Here is a 23,037-nt window from a genome sequence, read left to right on the forward strand (position 1 = left end):
AAAGTTTTTATTTAAATCATAGTACATGATTCAATTAAGTTAAATACTAAATAAATTTTGTTGGAGCTCAATTCTTACTAAATAAAAAGTATAAAAGAGGTGGGTTATTTGCTATTTTTAGGCAAATATTATTATTGGAAACTTCCCAACCTAAAAGTATTAAGGTATTAACTAAAGCTTTTATTTAATAGTTTGTGGCAAATTAATTGTTTATATTCATTCAATTTTATTTGTTGTTATTGAGCCTGTTATGCAAACATTATTTTTGGATAAGTTGGATTTTTAATTATTTTAATATTTTATAAGTTCTTTTTATTTAAAAGTGTAAAAACATGATTTGAATTCATTATCAGGTACTTTTAAATATTATTGAAGCATATGTAGATTTAGTTCTTTTTCTCTGCAATTTGGTTTTAGTTAATCTATATGATTTTACACATAAATTAACTATATTTAATAAAAAAAACAGATAGCTTAAAGCTATCTGTTTTTTAAAGATAAAATTTTATTTTTTATCTTTTTTGTCGTTGGTTTTAACTGGTTTTTTAGCGGCCAGTCCCAATGATTGATTCCATTTTACTGGGTCTTTTACCAGATCCAGAGCAGATTTTAACTGAGCATCTTTTGCTGGGTTAGGTTCACGTCTTGCCAGCCAGTCTTCTTCATCCTTTTTCTTGCTATCTTTTTTATCAGCAGTAGTTGTAGCTTTATTGGTTTGATTTTCGTCTTTATCAGTTTTAACTTCCTTGGTACTGTCTTTATCCGAATCTTCGTTAAGTTGATTTACAGGTTCACTGGCAAAAGCCGAAGAAGAGGTTTTTTTCTGACTGCCTTCTAATCCTCCTTTTACCTCTTTACCACCTAGCGGGTTACTCAGATGCCCGCCAAGATCGGCTTCGCGGCTTTCAAATTTTCGGTTTTTATCTTTTACTTCAACATCAGGAACGATACCCTGTGCCTGTATTGAGCGGTCATTAGGAGTGTAATAAAGCGCAGTTGTCAGTTTAACTGCTCCACCATTTGATAGAGGAATTACTGTTTGTACCGAACCTTTGCCAAAGCTTTGAGTACCTACAATTACCGCACGTTTATAGTCTTGAAGTGCACCGGAGACAATTTCAGAAGCAGATGCCGTACCTGAATTTACTAAAACTGTAATCGGTATGGTTTTAATTTCTTCAGGCATATTTACCAGCGGATCATTGCCTTTAACTACATAATCTTTAGGAATAGCTTTTAATACCATACCTTCTTTTTTATCACGGTTTTTCGTGCTGACAACTTTTACGCCCGGTTTCAGGAATACTGCGGATACACCAACAGCACTGTTTAACAGACCACCCGGATCATCGCGTAAGTCGAGTACCAGACCTTTCAAAGGCTGTTTGTTCTGTTTTTCTAAATCTTTAATAGCATCAGCCAGCAGACTTACAGTATGTTCCTGAAACTGAGTAATGCGCACGTAACCGTAATCAGGTTCCAGAAGTTTGTAACGTACACTTTTAACTTTAATAATTGCTCTTGTCAGATGTAATACAATTGGCTGTGCTTCATCTTTACGAGCTAAAGTCAGAGTTATACTGGTTCCCGGTTTACCGCGCATTCTTTTTACAGCTTCGGTAGTGGTCATGTTGCGAGTTGATTCGCTGTCAATTTTAACGATGTAGTCACCGCTTTTGATGCCGGCACGATCAGCAGGCGTGTCTTCTATAGGTGCCACAATTTTTATCAGCCCGTCTTCAGAGCTGATTTCCATACCGAGGCCGCCAAATTCACCTGTAGTGCTTTCCTGTAAATCCGAGTAATCTTTAACAGTCAGATATTCAGAATGCGGGTCAAGATTATTGACCATCCCTTTCATGGCACCTTCAAGAATAGTATCGTCAGTTTTATTCTCAACATAATTGGCTTTAATTTGTCCATAAACTTCCGCCATGGTATGCAGAGATTGTACCGGTAAAGCCTCGGATTTCTCATTGGCATAACTCTGTATGCTTAAAGTGAGAATGACACCGCTGAAAGCACCCAGTGTATATAAAGCAGCTTTTTTTAATCTAGATTTAGCCATTATTACTATTGTTCTTTCTTATAACGACATTAATTCAGGATATCAATAACCTGTTTATAGCAGGTTATGATGAAAATTCAAAATCGGTCAGAGTGTACACTATAAAATTATTGAAAGTAATAGCAAAGCATAATATGTGTTAAAGCAACCATGATAATGGATTCATTGCCTGATTATGATAACGAATTTCAAAATAAAGCCCGTTCTGACCGTCCGGTAATTTACCACTTATACCAATGGTTTGACCAGAGCTAAGAATGCTACCGGCAGAAACATTGACGGAGGACAAGCCTGTGTAAATACTGATATAACCCTCACCGTGATCAATGATAACGGTATTGCCATAACCTTGTAAAAAAGCAGCATAGACAACATTGCCATTAGAAATGCTGTGTACAGCCGCATTGTTACAGGAAAAAAACAATCCTTTCCAGATACCGCCATTTGGTCTGTTTTCTCCGAATCTTCCTGATATGCTGCCGTTAACCGGCCGGGGAAGGCGTCCCTGTTTCTGTGCAAGACCTTTAATAAGCGGTGTTTTAATATTTTCTGTAGCCTGTAAAGCTAAATCTTCTGCAGTTAAGGTAGAAGGCGGTCTAGTGCTGTCTGTATCATTGTTACCAGCATTGTTACTTGGAGTAATTTGTGGCTGACCTGTATTTTTCGGTTTGATGGTTTGTTTAGGAGGTTTAGGCTGAGTCTGAGCCAGACGACGCATTGTTGCCTGAGCAGAAAGACGGCTTAAAAGATTGTTCAATCGTTTTTCATCAGCCTTTAATGATTGTAACTGCTTATTCTGTACTTGTAATTGTTGGTTTAATACACTGGATTTACTTTGCTGAATAGTATGTTCATTATGCAGTTTATTAATAAGCTGCTGTTGTTTTTTTTGTAGCGAAGAAAGTTGTTGTTGCTGATTATTGATAGCCTGTTGCTGTGTATTCATCCGCAATTGTTGTTCACGTAAACGCTGGATGACCTGCTCATTGGCTTCATTTAAATAACGGATATATTGTAACGAGCGCCCTTTTTGGTCGGAGCGATCATTTTTTAGCATCAAATATACGCTGTTCGGCTGACGGTTACGGTAATGTGCATTAAGTAAACGGGCTATCTGGGTCTGAGTTTCTGCAATCTGGGTACGGGTTTTATCCAGATTGGTTTGCAGGGTTTGTAACTGCCGCATACTGGTCTGTTGCTGTTGCTGAATGCGGTTAAGCTCATTTTTTGCCTGATTAAGCTGCTGGTCTGTTGCAGCCATTGAGGCATCAATTTTTTTCTGTTCAACCGTGGTTTTACTGATCTGGTTTTGTGTTGCTGAAATAGCCTGGTGAACCTGTTTCAGTTCACCAGTTGGCTGTTGGATTTTCTGATTATTGGCAGCGATAGCCAAAGAGAAAAGGGTACTGCAACATATCAGAATGAGACAGAATAAAGATTTCATTATTTATCTGTGAATTCAATCAGGTTCTGGCCTGTCATTTCTGCAGGCGGAATCAGTCCCAGAGCAGTTAAAAGAGAGGGCGCTACATCTTTAAGCGCTCCGCCTGAACGGATTGTAGCTTTACGCCCTATATAGATAAATGGAACCGGTTCAACTGTATGTTGTGTGTGAGGTTGCTGATTTTTTTCATCATACATGTGTTCACAGTTACCGTGATCGGCAGTAATAATCACTTCTCCGCCTGCAGAAAGTGTTGTTTCGACAACCTGTGCTACGCAACTATCAAGTGTTTCTACTGCTTTTATAGCGGCGTCAAGTGAACCAGTATGTCCAACCATATCACCATTGGCAAAGTTACAAATAATAACATCATGGCGATGATGTTTCAGACTATCAATAATTTGTTCAGTAATGCCGACAGCACTCATTTCTGGCTGTAAATCATATGTAGTCACTTTGGGTGAAGGAATCATAATCCTTTCTTCACCAATATAAGGTTCTTCCCGACCACCACTGAAAAAATAAGTTACGTGCGGATATTTTTCTGTTTCTGCTATGCGGAGCTGTCTAAGACCCTGTCCGGCCAAAAATTCTCCCAGACCATTATTTACAGATTGTTTTTCGAACATTACCGGATTGCTGAATTGTGTGCCGTAAGCTGTGATAGTGGCAAAATATCCCGGTTGTACACGATACTTGCGTTTAAATCCGTCGAAATCAGCAAAAGTAAGAGCCTGAGTTAATTCACGTGCGCGATCAGCGCGGAAGTTGAGAAACAGAATGGCATCACCATCAACCAGGTTTGCCTGCGGGCTGACAATGGTAGGTTTAACAAATTCATCCTGCTCGCCACGGGCATAAGCAGCATCTAATGCAGCAACAGGTGAATCAGCCTGATAGAGCGCATCTCCGAATAAGGCATTATAAGCAGCTTCAACGCGATCCCATCGATTGTCTCTGTCCATGGCAAAAAAACGTCCGACAACGGCACCGCATAATATCTGAGAATGCTGTTGCATATATTGTTGCAGGCGTTGCAGATAGGGACGGGCGCTTTGCGGCGGTGTATCACGACCATCAAGGAACGGATGGACAACAATTTTTTGCATGCCGGCAGCTAGTGCGGCATCTATAACTGCAAAAAAATGTTCTATATGGCTATGTACACCACCATCAGAAAATAAGCCCAGCAGATGTACAGTATGATTCGGATTATTCCATGCCTGTTGCAAAACCGGATTTTGTTCGAGAGTATGGTCTTCAATAGCCATATCGATTCGGGTAATATCCTGAGGTACAACTCTGCCTGCACCAATATTCAGATGACCCACTTCTGAATTGCCAAACTGGCCAACAGGCAATCCGACCATTCGTTCTGAAGCATCTATCGTGCCATAAGCATATTGCTGACGATAGTTATCGAGATGAGGAGTATGCGCCAGTAAAATAGCATTGTCATTTCCTTCGGCACGATGGCCGAAACCATCCAGAATTAAAAGCACAACAGGTTTAATTAATGACACAATTGACCTTTCTGTGATGGCTGTCTTTGACTCAGTCTGCCAGTATTAGCTGTTTTGATAAAATTTTAAAAACCGGATAAAACAATCCAGTTCGGAATAGGATAGAATTATAGCGAAAAGCATACGCTTGAGAAACTGTAAAACAGACCCAATTTAACGACAAATTAATTTATATAGTCTGACATCATTTTCATGGATAAGCACAATATGGCTGCACAACAAAACGCTCCGTCCGGATTCTCTCTGGCCAATCATTTTCTGATTGCTATGCCGTCAATGGAAGACCCGTTTTTTAAAGAAAGCGTGATTTATCTGTGTGAACATAGTGCAGACGGTGCTATGGGTATCATTGTAAATAAACCATCACCGATTATGATGGATTTACTGTTTGATTCTGCTAAAACCCCTACACCGGAACGTTTTCACGGACAAAATGTTCTGATGGGTGGTCCGGTTCAAGTAGACCGCGGATTTCTGGTACATACTCCGACAGGTTCCTGGGAGAGCAGTTTATTGGTAACTGATGATATAGCCATGACTACTTCTCGCGATATTATTCTGGGGCTAACACAGGAAAATGAAGTTGATAAAGCTGTAGCTACTATTGGTTATTCCAGCTGGTCAGCCGGACAACTGGAGCAGGAGCTGGCAAATAATAGCTGGATAACTGTGCCTGCAGATAACCAGATTTTATTTGATATGCCTTATAAGCAACGTTATAAAGCTGCTTTGCAGTTATTAAATATTGATATTGCCAATCTGAGTGTATTGGTGGGTCATGCCTGAATCAATCCCTTCTCCGCTAAAGCGTGGCACTGTACTCGGATTTGATTTCGGAAGCGCGCGGATAGGAGTGGCTGTCGGTGAAGCTGAGCTGGCGAGTGTACATCCGTTGGAAACTATTACTGTTGTCAGTAATGAACAGTATTTTAGTCGTATTAAAACTTTAATAAATGAATGGCGGCCACAGGTGCTTGTAGTAGGTCTTCCTACTCATGCAGATGGTGAGGACGATGAAGCTACTGCTCTTTGTCGCCGTTTTGGTAACCGCTTACATGGACGTTTTAATTTACCGGTATACTGGGTAGATGAGCGCTGGACATCTGTAGTCGCCGAAAGTTTGCTGAATGAAGCTTTAGTTTTTGGGAAAAAGCGTAAACAAATACTGGATCAGGTTGCAGCACAGGCAATTCTGGCAACTTTTTTCAGTACTGGCGCATGTATGGCCAAACTTGATTAAATTTTCAAGTGTATTTTAAATAAATCTAAATATCGGGTTACTGATAACGCAGAACTTATAACTACAATAAATGGTGCTTTATTATTTCGATAATTTTTAGACTGCTTTTTCAATCAAGTATATTTTTCATTTATCTTTCAATTTGTGCTCATTATTGCTTAAAATTTTAAACAAACATTAAATAACAAATTATGGTTTTATTTTATCAGAACTAAAGATAAACTTAACCGTAGAAAAATAATCAATTTAATTAGGCAGGGATAAATAATGAGCACAGACATCTTCACAAACATTAATGCTATTGAGGCTAAAACAAAAGCTAATATTTTAGCCGAGGCGCTACCGTATATCCGGCGATTTTCCGGTGTGACAATGGTAATTAAGTATGGCGGTAATGCAATGACTGATCCGCAGTTGAAAGAAAGTTTTGCTAAAGATGTCGTCTTGCTCAAACTTGTAGGAATTCATCCGATTATTGTACACGGGGGCGGGCCGCAAATTAATGAGCTGTTACAGAAAGTAGGAAAAGAAAATCAATTCATTCAGGGTATGCGGGTGACTGACAGCGAGACCATGGATATTGTTGAAATGGTGCTTGGTGGTTGTGTTAATAAGGAAATTACATCTTTACTTAACCTGCATGGAGGGCATGCAGTCGGAATTACCGGCCGCGACAATCATTTTATCAAGGCGAAAAAATTGTTTCTTACCACTTCTGATAATGAAAAGCAGGATATCGGACAGGTAGGTGAAGTTGAAGAAATTGATACAGCTCTGATTCAGGAAATGGTGGAACATGGTTATATTCCTGTAGTGGCACCTGTTGGAGTAGGTGAACATGGTGAAGCATTTAATATCAATGCAGATGTGGTAGCCGGTAAGCTGGCAGAAAGTCTGAAGGCTGAAAAACTGATTATGCTGACTAACACAATTGGTGTACTGGATAAAAACAATCAATTATTAAGTCGCCTTACGCCATCTGATATCAATGCATTAATTGCTGATGGTACTTTACAAAATGGTATGCTGCCTAAAATTAATGCGACTTTGCAGGCTGCTATGCATGGCGTTCACAATACCCATATTATTGACGGACGTGTTCCACATGCTCTCTTGCTAGAAATTTTCACTGATAAAGGTGTCGGAACTATGATTCTAGGTCAGAATGAACAGGCTGAATAATTTGAAATAAAACTGCTTACTAAAATATTATTATTGTGTAATTAATAATTTAATCAACTTGTAATCATAAAGTTGTTTAAAAAGCTTGACAGTAAAATTACAGTCGCTATAATCTCGCCTCATTCCCTGATAGCTCAGTCGGTAGAGCGACGGACTGTTAATCCGCAGGTCCCAGGTTCGAGCCCTGGTCGGGGAGCCAGATTTTAAAAGCACTCAGTTTACTGAGTGCTTTTTCATTAATTATGCCTACATTCAGATTTACTTTCCAACTTTAATCAGCTTCACATCAAATATCAGAACACTGTTAGCAGGAATGGCACTTGTCGGGCTATGTTCGCCGTAAGCAAGTCGGGCTGGTATATAGAATGTATAGTCACTACCTTCTGACATAAGCTGCAATCCTTCAGTCCATCCGGGAATCACGCCATTAAGTGGAAATGTAACCGGTTCATTATTACGCTGAGCTGTGCTATCAAAAATAGTCCCGTCGATTAACCGACCTTCATATTGAACCGTCACCATATCAGTGGCTTTAGGTTTTTTACCGGATCCCTCATGATTAACTTTGTACTGCAAACCTGATGTAGTGGTTTTTACACCGGAAACATTTTTATTTTTGGCCAGAAACTCCTCTCCTGCACGCTGCGGGTTTCGGGTAGCCGAGGGTGCAGTTGAAGCTGCTACCGGCTCACTGCTGTTATTTTTATACCCATTATCAGCAAAGTTACAGGCCGATAAAGCCAGTGCAGTAGTGATTCCCAGAGTAGTTAAAGACAAGTGTTTCATAATTTCTCTTTTAGTATTTAAAGGAGAGACAATTATAGCAGTCATCAGCAGAAAAGCATTTTCTTATCTGCTGTTTTACTGGTTGTTTGCTATTGTTTGATATCTGGAAATTCAGTTCTTTGAATATATAATCTATCTGTAACTGTTGTCTTTCTGATATATTCTTTTTCTATTTACATTATTATACTAATTTTAATAATGCGGTTATAATCCGGCCTGAATAACAGTTTATAGTTAAAAATTAGTGATTAATATAACAATAAGAAATTTATATTAACCTGAATTGTTGTTCGGTTCGGTTAATTCCTGATACAAACTAAAAAACACAATTATAATTTTTTATGCTATATGGATTTTCTGATGTCAGAATTAAATTTTAAGGGTATGCTTCATACAAGTGTTATTGAAAGTTGATAATAACTTGACATTATGTGGTTTGAAGATTAGAATTGCACTTCATAAGAAGATGTCACTTCTGAAAAATCTTTTATTAATGTCTTTTGTGGCAGAATTAAACCAAATCAACTTTCAATAAAAACCTTACCTGTCTTTGGCAAGTATTTTGCAACTTAAAGACTGGTAACTGGAATTATTATGAGTTTTCTAACTCATTTTATCTTCGATTCTAATAAATAAGTTCATTTATATCTTTATGCACGTTTCTGAATTACAAAATCTACATGTGTCTGAATTACTGGGCATAGCTGAAGAGTTTGGTATTGAAAATGCCAATCGTTTGCGCAAACAGGATCTGGTGTTTGCTATTGTGCGCATTAAAATGAAGCAGGGAGAAGCGTTTACCTGTTCCGGTACGCTGGAAATTCTGCCTGATGGCTTTGGCTTTTTGCGTAGCATGGATACATCTTATCTGGCAGGCCCTGATGATATTTACGTCAGTCCGAGTCAGATACGGCGTTTCAATCTGCATACTGGTGACACGATTGAAGGCAGTGTACGTGTACCTAAAGACAATGAACGCTATTTTGCGCTGGTTCGTTTGGATAAAATTAATGGAGACGATCCGGATGTATGCAAACATAAAATCCTGTTTGAAAATCTGACACCATTATTCCCTGATCGCCAGTTTGTGCTAGAGCGGGATATTCGTTCCGGAGAAAATCTTACCGGACGTGCAATTGATCTGATTGCACCTATCGGATTTGGTCAGCGCGCTTTGCTGGTAGCTCCGCCGAAATCTGGTAAAACAGTGATGCTGCAGAATATCGCACATGCGATTACAGCTAATTATCCTGAAGCTGAACTGATTGTTCTGCTGATTGATGAGCGTCCTGAAGAAGTTACGGAAATGACCCGTTCAGTACGGGGTGAGGTAGTATCTTCTACTTTTGATGAGCCGGCTACCCGCCATGTACAAGTGGCTGAAATGGTGATTGAAAAAGCCAAGCGTCTGGTAGAACACAAAAAAGATGTAATCATTCTGCTTGATTCAATTACACGTCTGGCGCGTGCTTACAACACAGTTATTCCTGCATCCGGTAAAATTTTAACTGGCGGTATTGATGCAAATGCACTGCATCGTCCAAAGCGATTCTTCGGCGCAGCCCGTAATGTGGAAGAAGGCGGTTCACTGACCATTATCGCAACTGCTCTGGTAGAAACTGGTAGCCGTATGGATGATGTAATTTATGAGGAGTTCAAGGGAACGGGCAATATGGAATTGCATCTGGATCGGCGTATGGCTGAAAAACGTCTGTTTCCGGCAATTAATATCAATCGTTCAGGTACTCGCCGTGAAGAATTGCTGGTTTCTAATGAGCATTTACAAAAAATGTGGCTGCTGCGGAAATTCTTGCATCCAATGGATGATATTGAAGCAATGGAATTTATCATTGATAAGCTCAAGCAGTCTAAAAATAATGCCGACTTTTTTGATTTAATGCGCGGCAAGTAAATAATTTTTTTAAAACTAGTATCAACCGTGTTTACGCTTAGTAGACACGGTTTTTATTTTAAAATCTCTGAATATAGTGGGTGATTTAATAATGATATGCTATTACCCGGATAAATCAGGGTATTTGGGAATGAAAAATAATAAATAAAAACCGAAAAGAATTTTTAATCTTTTCGGTTTTTATTTTACTGGTGTTGTATTCAGATACGAAATCTGACTGCCTAGTTAATAATGAGATAATTAACTTTTCGGAGCATTCCCATTAATAGTATAGATGTATTTTTTATATTTATAGCTTAAGCTCATGTACATGTACACCATCTGTGTCTACAGCCAGATAGCCGCCGTAATTATCAGCCCAGTCCTGTATGACATAACGCTTGAAAGGTTGGTTGTTCAACTGTGATTCATGTACGGCTGGACGATGGGTATGACCATGAATCAGTGTAGGCAGAGTAGGTTGCATATGGCTACTCATCAGTTCATTAATGGCTTGTTCTGTTACATCAGAAATCTCACTTTTACCCTCATTGTTTTTACGTGTTTCACTCATCTGACGGATTTGTCCGGCTAGTAAACGACGCTCTTCAATAGGTTTACTTAATACTGCCATTTGCCATAAAGGATTGCGGGACTGGGCACGGAATTGTTGATATGCAATATCGTCAGTGCATAATTCATCCCCATGCATAATAATATATTCATGCTCGTAAAGGTTTATTTGCTGAGGTGATGTAAGTAGTTGTATTCCGGTTTCTGCAGCAAATTTTTCACCAATCAGGAAATCCCGGTTACCATGAATGAAAAAAACTGGTGTCGCAGAAGAAAAAGATTTTAACTGAGATTTAATATGACGAATGAAATCACTGTCATCATCATCACCTATCCAGACATCAAAAAAATCACCTAATATGTATAACGCATCGATATTTCCTTGCCATTGTTGCAGGCAGCGTTCAAATAGCTGATTTAAAGGCGGCGTCTGTTCAGAAAGATGTAAATCAGAAATAAATATTGTTGTGTTGTTCATGGTTTGTATCTGGAAGTATCAGGCAAAAAATTCAGTATAGCGTTGCGGATCAAAACCAACCAATATTAATTGATTTTTTACCAGAACTGGTCTTTTAATCACTGAGGGGTGGTTTATCATTAGGCGAATGGCTTCATCATCATTACTTAAAGCGATTGTCTGTTCATTGTTACTTAATTTCCGCCATGTTGTACCTTTACGGTTAATTAATGTTTCTTTAGGTACTTGTGTAAGCCAGAACTGGATATCAGTTATTGTTGGCGGTGTTTTCTTAAAATCGATAAATTCAGCGTTAATATGTTGATCAGCCAGCCATTTGCGGGCTTTTTTGACAGTATTACACTGACTGATACCATAAATTTGTATACTCATTGATGAAAGCCTGTTTGCGGAAATAAGCTGTTATTATACCGTTTTGCTTATATTTGCTTAAAGTGTTGGTTTTATGTCGATTGAGCGTTTTAAATTGTTTCTGACCAGTGAAGGTAAACTGCTTGCGTTGCTAATCCGGCATATTGGCAGTATGCTTTAATCAGTATAGATTTTATTTTATAAGGAATACCGGGATGAAAAAAATCAGTGTATTAGCCGTTAGCTTGTTACTGGCTGCCTGCGGAGGTAAGCAAGAGGCGAGTAATCACAATTTTACTGAGGCGATAGATGATTTTGCTAAAAATGATAAAGTTTGTCTGGCGGTTAATCTGATGCTGGATAATGCTCAGGGAGGTATGAATAATACGGTTGCACTTGGTAATAAAGAAATACGTATTGCCAGAAAAAATAGTGATGGCGATAAAGTTAATAAAACTGCTTTAAAGCAAATGGATATTTTAACTGATGCAGACTTGTATGAAAAAGGTAAGGATGCAACTCTGGTTGTTAATGGCGGAAAAGATATACCGCAGGCAGTGTATTACCGTACAAGTAAAGGTGAGGACAATGTGCAAAATACAGCTCAGGGAAGTATGCTGTGCCTTGGAACACAAAAAGTAGATAAAATTGTGCTCTTTACTGAACCTACGCCTGCAAATGGAATGACTATTTCCAAAGTAGTTTATGATGCAAAACTGGTACCTGAGAAATGGGCTGAAAAATTATTGAAAACTACCGATGAAAACTGGTGGAAGTCTATGCAGGAACCTCAACGTCGTGCGGCTGTATTGGTTCTGACGGATAAAGGTTGGAAAGACGAACGTGCACTACGTTAGCAATCAGATATTGTTCGGCTTAGGCACATCAGTTTGTTAGTTCTTCAAATTTTATTTTTGATTGCCGTATAGATAAACCTAATTTTGTAGGTAAATTTTAGAATCATAAAAAAACTCCAGAAATAAAATATTATTCTGGAGTTTTTTAATTAATTAGGGGAAAACAATAGTAAATTAATCTTAAACTACAGCTTCCTCTTTTCGTTTTGGCGGCTTAACCAGATTTTGCCGGTTCAGGCCAAACATCAGTAGTAACGGACTGGCTACTAATACTGATGAGTAAATACCAAACACAATACCAATTGTTAATGCCATTGCGAAACCATGCAAAGCAGCTCCGCCAAATACCAGCATAGAAATGACCATTGCTTCAGTTGATCCGTGAGTAATAATGGTACGGCTCATGGTTGCGGTAATGGCATTATCTATGATTGCCGGAACGCTTCTACCACGCATATGAGGTTTACGGAAATTTTCACGGATACGGTCAAAAACAACTACTGACTCATTAACTGAGTAGCCGAGCACGGCAAGTACGCCTGCAAGTACGGTAAGAGAAAATTCCCAGTGAAAGAGGGCAAAACAGCCCAGAATAATCACTACGTCATGCATATTGGCAATAATGGCAGAAACAGCAAAGCGCCATTCGAAACGCATGGATAAGTAAATAATGATACCAATCACAACCATGCCTAAAGCCAGTAAGCCGTGAGTAACCAGTTCTTCGCCTACTTGCGGCCCGATGAATTCAACCTGACGTAAACTTACACCTTCCTGATGCTGTTTAAGCAAGTCCATAACTTGATTGGACAATTGTGCTGAAGTCATATTGGCTTTATTGGGCAGGCGAATCATGATTTGTTTATTTGTGCCCAGTGCCTGTACTTGTATTTCTCCAAGTTTTAATCCATCCAGTTCTGTACGAATTTTATTTAAATCCGCACTCTGTTTGAATTCCACTTCCATTACAGTACCGCCGGTAAATTCTACAGAAAAGTTCAGCCCGCGAGTAACAAGAAAAAATACAGCCAGAATAAAAGTAATTAATGAAATCGCCGTTGTCAGCTTACCATAGCTCATAAACGGGATATCACGTTTTATTTTGAAGAATTCCATAATTTATTAAGCCTTACTTTTACCAGTGGCAGCTTTATCTGCAATCCAGATGTGGCCGATAGAAAGTGTTTTCAGTTTGCGTTTGCGACCATACCACAAATTAACAATGGCACGAGAAACCACTACTGACGAATACATAGATGTAATAATACCCAGACAATGTACGACAGCAAATCCGCGAATAGGGCCAGAACCGAAAATCAGTAACGCCAGACCGGCAATCAGTGAAGTGATATTAGAGTCTACAATAGTATGCCAGGCGTGATCGTAACCTGCATTAATTGATATTTGTGGTGTATTACCATGACGTAATTCTTCGCGGATACGTTCATTAATCAATACATTCGAGTCAATCGCCATACCTAGTGTAAGAGCAATTGCCGCTATACCCGGCAGTGTCAGAGTAGCCTGCATGGCAGACAAAATAGCGATCAGGAACAATAAATTGCATGACAGGGCAATTACTGAAAACAGTCCGAACATCCGGTAATAAAGCATCATGAATATAGCTACTACTACAAATCCCCATAAGGTGGAATGAAAGCCTTTGCTAATATTTTCTTTACCCAGAGACGGGCCAATGGTTCGTTCTTCGATAATTTTCATTGGTGCAGCCAGTGAGCCGGCACGCAATAGCAATGCGGTATCATTGGCTTCAGCAATACTCATACTTCCTGAAATAATGGTTTTACCGCCGGGAATAGGTTCATTGATTACCGGCGCGGTAATCACTTCTGCCTTACCCTGATCGATAAGTACCATCGCCATACGTTTACCAACATTATTGCGGGTGAGGTCAGCAAAAATGCTGGCACCTGTACTGTCAAAATTTACGCTTACACCCGGTAATCCCCGGTCGTTAAAGCTGGCCTGAGCATCATTAATATTGTCCCCAGTCAGTTCAACCTGTTTGCTGACCAATGTGGGTGCTCCGTTACCGGCAGATGGCAGTAGTTCAAATCCGTCTGGGTTGTGTCCCTGCAGCGCCTGCTGATACAGATTGGGATCATCACTTACCATTCGTACCTGTAAAGTTGCAGTACGACCAATGATATCTTTAGCTTTAGCAGTATCCTGAACACCCGGCAGTTGTACGACAATCCTGTTCGGTCCGGCCTGCTGTATAACCGGTTCAGCAACACCCAGCTCATTAACACGGTTGTGTAGGGTATTAATGTTCTGGGTCACTGCATCTGTACGAATTCTGGTCAGCGCAGTGTTACTCAGGCTAACTACCAGACGGTCACCATTCTGAGTTAGTGTTGCATCATTAAGGTATTTTTTTAATCCGGATATTGCAGTGGAAGCATCGTTTGCAGATTGGAAAGGAACAACCAGTGTCTGTCCGTTTTTAACAATATTGCCGCTGCGGATTTGTAGTTTGCGCAGCTGACGACGGATATCTCCGGCATAGCTGTCGAGTGTTTTATCAACGGCTGAATCCATATCCACCTGCATGGTAAAATGTACACCACCACGCAAATCAAGACCAAGAAACATTGGTTTGGCATGAATTTTTTCCATCCATTCCGGAGTATTGGCCAACAGATTCAGGGCTACTATATAGCCTTCGCCGAATTTAGAAGCAATAGCATCACGTGCTTTAAGCTGGGTTTCAGTATCACTGAAACGTACTTTCAGGCTGCCATCAGTAATGAACATACCCTGATGCTGTATGTGTGCAGCCGCCAGAGCCTGTTTAACCGTATTTTCAGTTTGTTCATTGATAGTAATGGCCTGCCGGTTGGTAGAGATTTGTACTGCCGGTATTTCGCCAAAAAAATTGGGAATGGTGTATAACAGACCCAATACTATTGAGACGATAATAAGCAGATATTTCCATATAGGATAACGATTCATATTTGCTGCCTTGTTGCAGACTGTTGTTCTTCAGTTAATAAATGAAAGAAAACAAACAAAGGCCGCAACTGAAAAGTTGCGGCAGGATTACTGATTTTATTCTGGTGCCTTACCACTGATGGCATTGCGTTCAAATTCAACTTCTACTTTAGGAGCAATTTCTAAAGTGAAGTATTGTTCATTTACTTTAGTGATTTTGCCAACTATTCCAGCCAGAGTAACAACTTTATCGCCTTTTTTCAGTTCGGTTAGCATTTGCTGATGTTTTTTATGTTTGCTTTGCTGCGGGCGGATAATCAGAAAATAAAAGACAACAAGAATTAATAAAAGTGGGACGAATTGCATAAGGCCACTCTGTGAACCGGCAGTGTTGGCAGCATAAGCAAAATCAATCATGGGGTACTCCGTATGATTAAGGTAAATAACGCTATTAAACCAGTTATTGTAATCGGCAATGATAAATTTATCCAGCTTTGCACTATTATGCTTTTAAGATAGAACGTTTAATTAATAATTTTTACTACATTAGATTTAATTCAGCCATTGATGTAATTTTTTCAGCAGTAACAATAAAATGATCCAATAAACGAATATCTAGCAGATTTAAAGCGGCTTTTATTTCTCTGGTAAATTGAATATCGCCATTAGACGGCATAGTAGATTGTCCTGGATGATTATGTGCCAGAATAATTGAGACTGCGTGGTGTTTTAAAGCTGCTGTAGCAACTTCGCGAGTGTAAACCCGTGCTTCATTGATGGTACCGCGAGCCAGTTCAATGGTTTGCATAAGTTCGTTACGCTGGTTCAGAAGTAAAGCTACACAAACTTCCACTTTTTCATGGCCTATATGTAAACGCAGGAAATCAGCCACTGCGGCCGGCTGAGTAAAAATAGGGCGGCAATAAATTTTTTCTGCCAGCATGCGTCTGCTTATTTCTCTAATTACTGCAAACTGGGTATAACTGGCAATGCCCATACCGTGATACTGACAAATTTGCTGACAATCTGCTTCAAGCAATGCGCGCAGACTGCCCAGTTGAGAAATAAGCTCTCGTGCCAAATCTACCGCACTTATGCCCCGAGTACCTGTACGCAGCAGGATTGCGAGTAGCTCGGCATCACTTAGCGCTGAGGCGCCCAGATTAAGAAGTTTTTCCCGAGGGCGATCGTTTTGCGGCCAATGCTTGATGCTCATTATTACGATTATGTGAATTAAAGGACATAATCATAATATAGCTATGTAATAAAATAAATTGGTTTGAGAGCATATTCGGATTACTGAGTAACTTAAAAACAGTTTAATCCGCCAGGTTAATTAAAGTTCATTTTGTTTTAGTATGGTAGCGCTTATAAGCATCTTTAAAATGAACCTGTACTATCTCACTTGGTTTTTTATCACATAAACTAAAAATAATAATTGCAATTGATGCAAGTATGAATCCGGGGATGAGTGAATACAGATTAAACCAGTTAAAATTGATCCATAGCAATACTGTGACGGCACCGGTAATCATACCGGCTAATGCGCCGTTACGTGTCATACGTGACCAGAATACGGAAAAAATAATAATCGGACCAAATGCTGCCCCAAAACCAGCCCACGCATGGCTCACCAAATCCAGAACGCTGTTATTCGGATTAATTGCCAGCAAAATGGCAATCACAGATACTATAAACACCATTATTCGTCCAATCCAGACTAATTCTTTCTGTTTTGCTTTTGGACGGAAAAATGCACGATAGAAATCTTCTGTCAAAGCGCTTGAGCAGACCAAAAGCTGACAACTTAAAGTACTCATCACAGCAGCCAGAATTGCAGCGAGAATAATACCGGCGATCCATTGATTGAAGAGTAATTTGGATAACTCGATAAAAATCCGTTCATGTTTTCCATTGCTGACCAGATAGCTTAATTCTGGATGGTTGGCAAAATATGCTATTCCGAAAAAGCCAACGGTAATGGCACCGGCCAGACATAAAATCATCCATGTCATGCTGATACGGCGTGCGTTTTTCATTACTTCATGCGAATCAGCAGCCATAAATCTGGCTAAAATATGCGGCTGCCCGAAATAGCCCAACCCCCAGCCTAGCAATGAGATTATGGCGATAAAATCCATATGGGCAAAAAGATTGGTATAGTCTGGATTCAGGTTTTCAATATGAATGAGTGCATCAGAAAAACCACCGGCATTAATGATTACCATTATGGGGGTTAAAATCAGAGCAAACATCATCAGGCTTGCCTGAATGGTATCTGTCCAGCTAACCGCTAGAAAACCGCCTATAAGCGTATAAAGAATAGTTGCACCAGCTCCTGCCAGCATTGCCCAGCCATAGCTCATGCCAAAAGTGCTTTCAAATAGTTTAGCTCCGGCAACAATCCCTGATGCACAATAAATTGTAAAAAAAATCAGAATAATTACTGCTGAAATAATACGCAGTAAGGAGCTGTTATCTTCAAACCGGTGCGTAAAATAATCGGGTAAAGTTAACGCATTATGGTTGATTTCTGTAAAAACACGCAGACGTCCGGCAATCAATAACCAGTTCAGGTAAGCACCAAGTACTAAGCCAATGGCTATCCAGCTTTGTGAAATACCAAATAAAAATACTGCACCCGGTAATCCCATCAGCAGCCAGCCGCTCATGTCAGAAGCTCCGGCCGAAAGTGCAGTTACTACGCTGCCAATACGACGCCCGCCCAGAATGTAATCACCAAAATTCTGTGTTGACCGATAGGCAAAAAAACCAATTGCAATCATTCCTAAAATGTACACAGCGAATGTGACAATCATTGGCAAGGACATAGTTTTGAAAAACCCTGTGTATAAAAATTGAAATAAAAATAGATTGATTTAAAACATTAAAATATTCCGCCAAGAATTAGCCGAAGACTAAAATTCATTCCATTTTTTTCGATGTATGTTAAAGATTAAATAGTGTAATGTAATAATTGACCATGCAAGAGAATATCAAGGTAAAACTGGATTTAACCTGCACGAATTGACAGAGTATATAATAATTGCCAGACAAAGTAATTATTATAATTTGTTTTGGGAAGCAATTACTATTTGCCAAAAACATTTGATTTTATCGTTCAGTTATAAGTGTAGACTCTTTTGAATTTGAATCAGTAAATTGCCATATTTTTTAATCTGCTAATCATTATGATTAAAACCATTATAGTGCTTCAATTGTCTATATATACGGATGTTACTATTTTGATTTAATAGTTTTAGCATCAGAAATTTAACTAAATTATACGCTGTTAAAGAGTAAAATTAATGGCTATTTTTTTGTTCTGGCTAGGTGAAGCTTAGATAAAATAGAGAACTAAATAAAATTGGTCAATTTTATTGAATCATTATTTCCCAATAGTCAAAGGAAACTATGTTTGAATTTAATGCAGGTATTGCCGGAAAGGTTTCATGGTAAAGCAAAAAACTCAGTTTCAATGCCGCAGTTGCGGTGGAAGTTCACCTAAATGGCAGGGGCGTTGTCCTCATTGTGGCGAATGGAATACTCTGGAAGAAACAACAGTTTTATCTGCATCTTCTTCTGGCAGCCGTTTTCAATCATGGGCTTCAAGTGAATCGGCGGTACAGTTACTGGCAGAAGTCAGTGCAGTTGAAATACAGAGAACGCCAACAGGAATGGGTGAGCTGGACAGAGTACTTGGAGGTGGTTTAGTAGACGGAGCTGTTATTTTGCTAGGCGGAGATCCGGGTATTGGTAAATCTACATTATTGCTACAAACAATAGCCTTGATGGCCGAACAGGAATCCGTATTGTATGTTTCCGGAGAAGAGTCAGCTCAGCAGGTTGCTTTACGTGCCCAGCGTCTTGGTGTACATGCAGACAAAGTTCATTTACTGGCAGAAATACGTGTAGAGGCAATTAGTGCAGTTATTGCACGCCAAAAACCCAGAGTGGTAGTAATCGATTCTATTCAGACCATGTATTCTGATGGTATTACTTCAGCCCCCGGTTCTGTATCACAGGTTAGGGAATGTGCAGCACAATTAACCCGCCTGGCAAAACAACAGGGTATCAGCATGTTGCTGGTTGGTCATGTAACCAAAGATGGCGCGATTGCCGGTCCCCGGGTGCTGGAGCATATGGTGGATACGGTATTGTATTTTGAAGGGGAAACTCATTCAAATTATCGTATGATTCGTGCTATTAAAAACCGTTTTGGTGCCGCTAATGAGTTAGGTGTTTTTGCAATGACAGAAAAAGGGCTGAAGGGGGTTTCCAATCCTTCAGCATTGTTTTTATCCAGTTATCGCGATGATGTTCCCGGCTCATGCGTTCTCGTTACTCAGGAAGGTTCACGCCCCTTACTGGTAGAAATTCAGGCGCTTGTTGATGATGCTCATGGTTTTGCTCCAAAACGATTAACTGTAGGGCTGGCTCAGGAGCGTCTGGCCATGTTGCTGGCTGTGCTGAACCGTCATGCAGGTATCGCTTGTTATGATCAGGACGTGTTTCTTAATGCTGTAGGTGGTGTGAAAATTACCGAACCGGCAGCAGATCTGGCAGTGATTCTGGCCATGCTTTCAAGCTATCGTAATCGACCATTACCGGAAAAGCTGATTGTATTCGGAGAAGTCGGGTTATCAGGTGAAATTCGTCCTGTTCCGCGCGGGCAGGAACGTTTGCGAGAGGCAGAAAAACTTGGATTTACTCATGCCATAGTACCTGCAGCTAATTGTCCCAAACGGACGGCTGATTTTCCGAGGCTGACTATTATCGGGGTAAATTCGGTACAGGAAGGTGTAGATGCTACACGACGTGATTAATTTTATATTTGCCCTTAGCTAATTAAAAGAATAGGCTTTACTTTTGTAGGTGCTTTCGTACCGTCTAAGAAAAATCAAGGAGATAAAATATGTCACAGCCAATTAAACTAATTGCGATCATGGATTTGAAAGCAAATGCCTGGATAAATATTGCTGCTGCGGTTGAGCAATGTGTGGAATTGTCACGTAAAGAAAAAGGAAATGTGTTTTACACTGTAAATAAAGATTTAGATAAGGATGACCGGATTATATTTATTGAATGCTGGGCTGATGATGCAGCAATTAATGAGCATGGTAATACAGTACATTTTCAAAACCTGATTAAAACAGTAGAACCATACTTGCGAGAACCAATGCAATTAATAAAATTAAGTGAAATTACTGCTTTTTAATTTTACTAAATATATTATCTCTGGTTCTCACAGACTATACAGGCTGAATTTTCAATTTTGATAAACTGATTTTGGCCGGATAAATTGCTATTTCCAGACAGTAATTAATTTCAAATCTGGATTTAATTTTTGGTGACACAAGATGAAAACCGTTTATATCGAAGAACAAAAAGTTGCTTTAGGTAATATTTTTTGTATTGGAAGAAATTACACAGAGCATATTAAAGAATTACATAATGTAAAACCTGAAGAACCCGTGGTATTTATGAAGCCAACTTCTTCTCTGGCTCTGGAGCATGATAATATTCAATTACCATCCTATAGCTCTGATGTACATCATGAATGTGAGTTGGTTATCTATATGGCAGAAGATGCTTTCGATGTTCAGGAAAATAAGGCGTTAGATTATGTCGGTGGCTATGCTATTGGTCTGGATTTAACTGCGCGAGATGTACAGGCAGAGTTAAAGAGTAAAGGTTTGCCATGGGAAAAAGCCAAAGGGTTTCTTACAGCAGCCTGTTTATCGCACTTTATTCCACCAGCTGAAATTGATGATATCCAGCAACAGGAATTTTTCTTAAAGGTAAATGGAGAGATACGCCAGCAGGGTAATACAAAAGATATGATGTTTACGTGCCGGCAAATTATCAGTTATCTGTCGAGGGTTTATGGTTTGCAGGCAGGTGATATTATTTACACCGGTACACCTGCCGGAGTTGCTGCGATTCAATCCGGTGATGAACTGGAATTAATCTGGCCGGATAAAATCAAAGCTAAATTCCGAGTAGCTTAAGCTAGCTTTAGTTGAGCTGATTTTGCTTTATTCAGGCGCAATTTTTCATTGCGCCTGAATGCTTTGAGTAAATAATTTTTTAAAATCAACAGATAAGTTTCTTGATAATATTGCTATACCGTAGTGTCTAACAGTAACCGCACCCTTTATAATAACTTAATTTGAAAATTGAAATCTTTTTATGCCAAGCAAACCGTTGTCGCTCAGACTACCCTTTTGGTTAGTACTTTATTTTATCTTGTGGACGGTATTACCTTTTATGCTTTCCTCAAGTTATCCCTTAGATGTTCCTGAGGGTATTTACTGGGGACGAGAATGGCAATGGGGATATTATAAGCATCCGCCATTTTCAAGCTGGGTACTCTATTTTTTTTACTATACTTTTGGTCATATTGGTCCGTATATTTTAAGTCAATGTACGATAGCATTGAGTTTATGGCTGGCTTATTTGTTCGGCCGGCAATTGATGAGCAAAAGCCGGGCTTTTATCGGTGCATTGTTTTTGCTGGCAATATTTTATTACACGTGGCCTTCTCTTGAATTCAATCACAATATAGCGCAAATGCCCGTATGGCTGGGTTTAGTCTATATCTTTTATCTGGCTATTCGAGAAAATCGCTGGAAATACTGGTTATTGTTTGGTTTGCTGGCTGGTATTGGCATGCTGGTAAAATATACCGTTGCCTTACTGCTCTTAACTATGGTGTTATATTCATTGTGTACACCGAACCGACGGTTATGGCTGACACCAAAGCCGTGGCTGGCAATTCTGCTTGCTCTGATTGTGTTTGCTCCGAATATATACTGGCTGATAGAGCATAACTGGTTACCACTGACTTATGCTTCAGCACGCTCTGCTGAAGATGCAAACCGTAACGGGCATCTGGCGGCTCTGGGCTATTTCGGCACTCAGCTAATTAATCATTTACCTATTTTATTTATTTTGCTGTTTACCCGTACACGATTGAGTTTACGCCCGTCTATTCAGGTATTGCGTCAGCGTGACTGGTATTTTCTTTTATGGATGGGATTAGTTCCTACGCTGATACTTGTATTTGCCGGACTGATTTTTGGACTAGGATTACGTGATATGTGGGGTATGCCGATGTGGGGCTTATCCGGACTCATAATCGTGTCTCTGATTCCCGAACCGGTATTTATATCTAAAGATAAATCTTTGCTGAAAGGTATAGCAGTCTGGGCGCTTATTGTTACCATATTGATGGCTGTTTATGTAGGATTCGGAGCCAGAATCCGTCATAAACCTTCTCGGATGGACTGGCCTCAGGCTGCACTGGCCAAACAGGCTGATGATCAATGGCAGGAGTTGTCTTCTTGTAAGCTTGATAGTGTGACAGGTTCAGACTGGGTAGTATTGCTGGTAGCTTCCTATTCAAAATTTGCTCCATCAGTCATGGTTTCCGGTAATTCCGCTTATTCTCCGTGGATAAACAATAGTCGTTTACAGCAGCAAGGTACGCTGGCATTATGGCCTGCTGATGAACATCCTCAGACACCATGGTTAGAACCTTTAGCCCATCATTCTGAGCTGGTTGTAAAACAGGGTGAGTGGATAGTTCGATGGAATAAATTACCCGATCGAGAGCCTCTTAAGGTAGTCTGGCAGGCATACATACCGAAAAAATGTTTAAAACAACAATGATTTTTTATATTTATT

The 23,037-nt window shown here is 39.6% G+C and carries 20 protein-coding genes and 1 tRNA gene; 10 read left to right on the forward strand and 11 right to left on the reverse strand.

Annotation, left to right across the window (positions count from 1 at the left end; translation table 11 throughout):
* Window positions 1-505: 505 nt before the first annotated feature.
* The 3 genes from H3V01_RS03600 to gpmI all read right to left on the reverse strand — a co-directional run bounded on the left by H3V01_RS03600 (window position 506) and on the right by gpmI (window position 5,035).
* The gene (locus H3V01_RS03600; RefSeq protein WP_084565624.1) at window positions 506-2,068 is read right to left on the reverse strand and encodes a S41 family peptidase; all 1,563 of its coding nucleotides are present in this window, start codon (window positions 2,066-2,068) and stop codon (window positions 506-508) included.
* Window positions 2,069-2,207: 139 nt separating this feature from the next.
* Entirely contained in the window at window positions 2,208-3,512 is a 1,305-nt protein-coding gene (locus H3V01_RS03605; protein ID WP_198186018.1) for a murein hydrolase activator EnvC family protein, read from the reverse strand.
* Window positions 3,512-5,035, reverse strand: a complete 1,524-nt coding sequence (gene gpmI / locus H3V01_RS03610) for a 2,3-bisphosphoglycerate-independent phosphoglycerate mutase (RefSeq protein WP_198186019.1) — start codon at window positions 5,033-5,035, stop codon at window positions 3,512-3,514. The genes H3V01_RS03605 and gpmI overlap by 1 nt, the downstream gene beginning before the upstream one ends.
* 207 nt (window positions 5,036-5,242) lie before the next feature.
* Between gpmI and H3V01_RS03615 the strand changes: the two genes are divergently transcribed.
* The 4 genes from H3V01_RS03615 to H3V01_RS03630 all read left to right on the forward strand — a co-directional run bounded on the left by H3V01_RS03615 (window position 5,243) and on the right by H3V01_RS03630 (window position 7,656).
* Entirely contained in the window at window positions 5,243-5,821 is a 579-nt protein-coding gene (locus H3V01_RS03615) for a YqgE/AlgH family protein (RefSeq protein ID WP_025330647.1), read from the forward strand.
* Window positions 5,814-6,275, forward strand: coding sequence for a Holliday junction resolvase RuvX (ruvX, locus tag H3V01_RS03620; RefSeq protein ID WP_084586485.1), 462 nt, complete (start codon window positions 5,814-5,816; stop codon window positions 6,273-6,275). Before H3V01_RS03615 ends, ruvX begins: the two co-directional genes overlap by 8 nt.
* 267 nt (window positions 6,276-6,542) lie before the next feature.
* The gene (gene argB, locus H3V01_RS03625; protein WP_084551882.1) at window positions 6,543-7,457 is read left to right on the forward strand and encodes an acetylglutamate kinase; all 915 of its coding nucleotides are present in this window, start codon (window positions 6,543-6,545) and stop codon (window positions 7,455-7,457) included.
* A gap of 123 nt (window positions 7,458-7,580) precedes the next feature.
* Window positions 7,581-7,656, forward strand: a tRNA-Asn gene (locus H3V01_RS03630).
* A gap of 59 nt (window positions 7,657-7,715) precedes the next feature.
* On the opposite strand, the gene H3V01_RS03635 is transcribed toward H3V01_RS03630, so the two are convergent.
* The gene (locus tag H3V01_RS03635) at window positions 7,716-8,288 is read right to left on the reverse strand and encodes an FKBP-type peptidyl-prolyl cis-trans isomerase (RefSeq protein ID WP_198186020.1); all 573 of its coding nucleotides are present in this window, start codon (window positions 8,286-8,288) and stop codon (window positions 7,716-7,718) included.
* 607 nt (window positions 8,289-8,895) lie between these two features.
* Between H3V01_RS03635 and rho the strand changes: the two genes are divergently transcribed.
* Entirely contained in the window at window positions 8,896-10,155 is a 1,260-nt protein-coding gene (rho, locus tag H3V01_RS03640; RefSeq protein WP_025330651.1) for a transcription termination factor Rho, read from the forward strand.
* Window positions 10,156-10,444: 289 nt separating this feature from the next.
* On the opposite strand, the gene H3V01_RS03645 is transcribed toward rho, so the two are convergent.
* Together H3V01_RS03645 and H3V01_RS03650 are read right to left on the reverse strand one after the other, a co-directional pair.
* On the reverse strand, window positions 10,445-11,185 hold the full coding sequence (locus H3V01_RS03645) for a UDP-2,3-diacylglucosamine diphosphatase (protein ID WP_174830095.1): 741 nt from the start codon (window positions 11,183-11,185) through the stop codon (window positions 10,445-10,447).
* 18 nt (window positions 11,186-11,203) lie between these two features.
* Window positions 11,204-11,557, reverse strand: a complete 354-nt coding sequence (locus tag H3V01_RS03650) for a Spx/MgsR family RNA polymerase-binding regulatory protein (RefSeq protein ID WP_084554247.1) — start codon at window positions 11,555-11,557, stop codon at window positions 11,204-11,206.
* A 194-nt stretch (window positions 11,558-11,751) separates the two neighbouring features.
* On the opposite strand from H3V01_RS03650, the gene H3V01_RS03655 reads away from it, so the two are divergent.
* On the forward strand, window positions 11,752-12,393 hold the full coding sequence (locus tag H3V01_RS03655; RefSeq protein WP_084554245.1) for a hypothetical protein: 642 nt from the start codon (window positions 11,752-11,754) through the stop codon (window positions 12,391-12,393).
* A gap of 180 nt (window positions 12,394-12,573) precedes the next feature.
* Here H3V01_RS03655 and secF read toward each other — a convergent pair whose 3' ends face one another.
* The 5 genes from secF to putP all read right to left on the reverse strand — a co-directional run bounded on the left by secF (window position 12,574) and on the right by putP (window position 18,179).
* The gene (gene secF / locus H3V01_RS03660; protein ID WP_198186021.1) at window positions 12,574-13,509 is read right to left on the reverse strand and encodes a protein translocase subunit SecF; all 936 of its coding nucleotides are present in this window, start codon (window positions 13,507-13,509) and stop codon (window positions 12,574-12,576) included.
* A 6-nt stretch (window positions 13,510-13,515) separates the two neighbouring features.
* Window positions 13,516-15,369: a protein translocase subunit SecD gene (gene secD, locus H3V01_RS03665; RefSeq protein WP_084563603.1), complete on the reverse strand. Its 1,854-nt coding sequence runs from the start codon at window positions 15,367-15,369 to the stop codon at window positions 13,516-13,518.
* Between the two features lie 96 nt (window positions 15,370-15,465).
* Window positions 15,466-15,765, reverse strand: a complete 300-nt coding sequence (yajC, locus tag H3V01_RS03670; RefSeq protein ID WP_025330657.1) for a preprotein translocase subunit YajC — start codon at window positions 15,763-15,765, stop codon at window positions 15,466-15,468.
* A 124-nt stretch (window positions 15,766-15,889) separates the two neighbouring features.
* The gene (gene radC / locus H3V01_RS03675) at window positions 15,890-16,564 is read right to left on the reverse strand and encodes a RadC family protein (protein WP_025330658.1); all 675 of its coding nucleotides are present in this window, start codon (window positions 16,562-16,564) and stop codon (window positions 15,890-15,892) included.
* Window positions 16,565-16,691: 127 nt separating this feature from the next.
* Window positions 16,692-18,179, reverse strand: a complete 1,488-nt coding sequence (putP, locus tag H3V01_RS03680) for a sodium/proline symporter PutP (protein ID WP_172349922.1) — start codon at window positions 18,177-18,179, stop codon at window positions 16,692-16,694.
* A gap of 621 nt (window positions 18,180-18,800) precedes the next feature.
* Between putP and radA the strand changes: the two genes are divergently transcribed.
* From radA to H3V01_RS03700, 4 genes are all read left to right on the forward strand, one after another.
* Window positions 18,801-20,174, forward strand: coding sequence for a DNA repair protein RadA (gene radA, locus H3V01_RS03685; protein ID WP_084563606.1), 1,374 nt, complete (start codon window positions 18,801-18,803; stop codon window positions 20,172-20,174).
* An 89-nt stretch (window positions 20,175-20,263) separates the two neighbouring features.
* Complete coding sequence (locus H3V01_RS03690; protein WP_037393245.1) at window positions 20,264-20,566, forward strand: putative quinol monooxygenase; 303 nt, start codon at window positions 20,264-20,266, stop codon at window positions 20,564-20,566.
* 142 nt (window positions 20,567-20,708) lie between these two features.
* Entirely contained in the window at window positions 20,709-21,359 is a 651-nt protein-coding gene (locus tag H3V01_RS03695) for a fumarylacetoacetate hydrolase family protein (RefSeq protein WP_198186022.1), read from the forward strand.
* A 259-nt stretch (window positions 21,360-21,618) separates the two neighbouring features.
* Complete coding sequence (locus H3V01_RS03700; RefSeq protein WP_198186023.1) at window positions 21,619-23,022, forward strand: glycosyltransferase family 39 protein; 1,404 nt, start codon at window positions 21,619-21,621, stop codon at window positions 23,020-23,022.
* Window positions 23,023-23,037: the final 15 nt, after the last annotated feature.

It is taken from the genome of Snodgrassella sp. M0351 (genome assembly GCF_016100575.1).
In the GTDB taxonomy this organism is placed as follows: Bacteria; Pseudomonadota; Gammaproteobacteria; order Burkholderiales; family Neisseriaceae; genus Snodgrassella; species Snodgrassella alvi.

What these genes read in the sequence shown, in the direction of transcription:
- H3V01_RS03615 (WP_025330647.1), top strand. Translation starts at nt 5,243, where the DNA reads ATGGCTGCACAACAAAACGCTCCGTCCGGATTCTCTCTGGCCAATCAT.
- ruvX (WP_084586485.1), top strand. Translation starts at nt 5,814, where the DNA reads ATGCCTGAATCAATCCCTTCTCCGCTAAAGCGTGGCACTGTACTCGGA.
- H3V01_RS03605 (WP_198186018.1), bottom strand. Translation starts at nt 3,512, where the DNA reads ATGAAATCTTTATTCTGTCTCATTCTGATATGTTGCAGTACCCTTTTC.
- H3V01_RS03600 (WP_084565624.1), bottom strand. Translation starts at nt 2,068, where the DNA reads ATGGCTAAATCTAGATTAAAAAAAGCTGCTTTATATACACTGGGTGCT.
- secF (WP_198186021.1), bottom strand. Translation starts at nt 13,509, where the DNA reads ATGGAATTCTTCAAAATAAAACGTGATATCCCGTTTATGAGCTATGGT.
- yajC (WP_025330657.1), bottom strand. Translation starts at nt 15,765, where the DNA reads ATGATTGATTTTGCTTATGCTGCCAACACTGCCGGTTCACAGAGTGGC.
- H3V01_RS03635 (WP_198186020.1), bottom strand. Translation starts at nt 8,288, where the DNA reads ATGACTGCTATAATTGTCTCTCCTTTAAATACTAAAAGAGAAATTATG.
- argB (WP_084551882.1), top strand. Translation starts at nt 6,543, where the DNA reads ATGAGCACAGACATCTTCACAAACATTAATGCTATTGAGGCTAAAACA.
- H3V01_RS03700 (WP_198186023.1), top strand. Translation starts at nt 21,619, where the DNA reads ATGCTTTCCTCAAGTTATCCCTTAGATGTTCCTGAGGGTATTTACTGG.
- rho (WP_025330651.1), top strand. Translation starts at nt 8,896, where the DNA reads ATGCACGTTTCTGAATTACAAAATCTACATGTGTCTGAATTACTGGGC.
- putP (WP_172349922.1), bottom strand. Translation starts at nt 18,179, where the DNA reads ATGTCCTTGCCAATGATTGTCACATTCGCTGTGTACATTTTAGGAATG.
- radC (WP_025330658.1), bottom strand. Translation starts at nt 16,564, where the DNA reads ATGAGCATCAAGCATTGGCCGCAAAACGATCGCCCTCGGGAAAAACTT.
- radA (WP_084563606.1), top strand. Translation starts at nt 18,801, where the DNA reads ATGGTAAAGCAAAAAACTCAGTTTCAATGCCGCAGTTGCGGTGGAAGT.
- H3V01_RS03655 (WP_084554245.1), top strand. Translation starts at nt 11,752, where the DNA reads ATGAAAAAAATCAGTGTATTAGCCGTTAGCTTGTTACTGGCTGCCTGC.
- H3V01_RS03645 (WP_174830095.1), bottom strand. Translation starts at nt 11,185, where the DNA reads ATGAACAACACAACAATATTTATTTCTGATTTACATCTTTCTGAACAG.
- H3V01_RS03690 (WP_037393245.1), top strand. Translation starts at nt 20,264, where the DNA reads ATGTCACAGCCAATTAAACTAATTGCGATCATGGATTTGAAAGCAAAT.
- secD (WP_084563603.1), bottom strand. Translation starts at nt 15,369, where the DNA reads ATGAATCGTTATCCTATATGGAAATATCTGCTTATTATCGTCTCAATA.
- H3V01_RS03650 (WP_084554247.1), bottom strand. Translation starts at nt 11,557, where the DNA reads ATGAGTATACAAATTTATGGTATCAGTCAGTGTAATACTGTCAAAAAA.
- H3V01_RS03695 (WP_198186022.1), top strand. Translation starts at nt 20,709, where the DNA reads ATGAAAACCGTTTATATCGAAGAACAAAAAGTTGCTTTAGGTAATATT.